The sequence below is a fragment of the Vibrio sp. 1078-1 genome (assembly GCF_033340475.1).
The window spans coordinates 1-692 of sequence record NZ_JAWOWM010000369.1; the positions used below are offsets into that span (position 1 = coordinate 1).

At 47.4% G+C, this 692-nt stretch carries 1 protein-coding gene; it reads left to right on the top strand.

Going from position 1 to position 692, the window contains the following annotated elements; all coding sequences use genetic code 11:
• Positions 1-20: 20 nt before the first annotated feature.
• Positions 21-692: ExeA family protein (locus R7190_RS27635; RefSeq protein WP_318137901.1), on the top strand; the 672-nt coding region annotated here is incomplete at its 3' end.

Below are 692 nucleotides of genomic sequence, written 5' to 3' on the forward strand. Positions count from 1 at the left end.
GTTTTTAGCTGGAGATCCTAATGTATAAGGACTTTTTTGGGTTTGTTGAACAGCCGTTTTCGATTGTTCCAAACTCACGTTATTTGTATTTAAGCCAACGTCATAAAGAAGCGATCACGCACCTCAATGCGGGATTGGGCGACGGCGGTGGTTTTGCCATGCTGACCGGTGAGGTAGGAACAGGCAAAACGACAGTGGCCAAAGCCATGCTCGCGAATTTAGATGAAAACACCAAAGCGGGGCTGATTCTCAATCCGACTTTTTCGAGCCGAGATCTGCTAGAAGCGATTTGCGATGAATTTAAGATCTCTTATCCGCAGGATGCGACGTTAAAACAGCTAAACCAAGTCATACATCATTATTTGCTGCGTAACCACAAGGTGGGTTGGCAGACGTTGCTCGTCATTGATGAGGCTCAGCATCTTGCTGCCGATGTACTTGAGCAACTGCGCTTGTTAACGAACTTAGAAACCGATACCAGAAAGCTGCTTAAAGTGCTGTTGGTAGGGCAGCCAGAGTTACAACGCTTGTTACAGACTACGCAGTTGCGTCAGCTCGCACAGCGTATCACTGGCCGTTATCATCTGTTACCTCTTGATGAGAAAGAGACTGCGGATTACATCGCGTTTCGTTTGCACACGGCTGGTGGCGATCAGCAACTGTTTCATCGCAGTTCCAGTAAGTTGATTGCG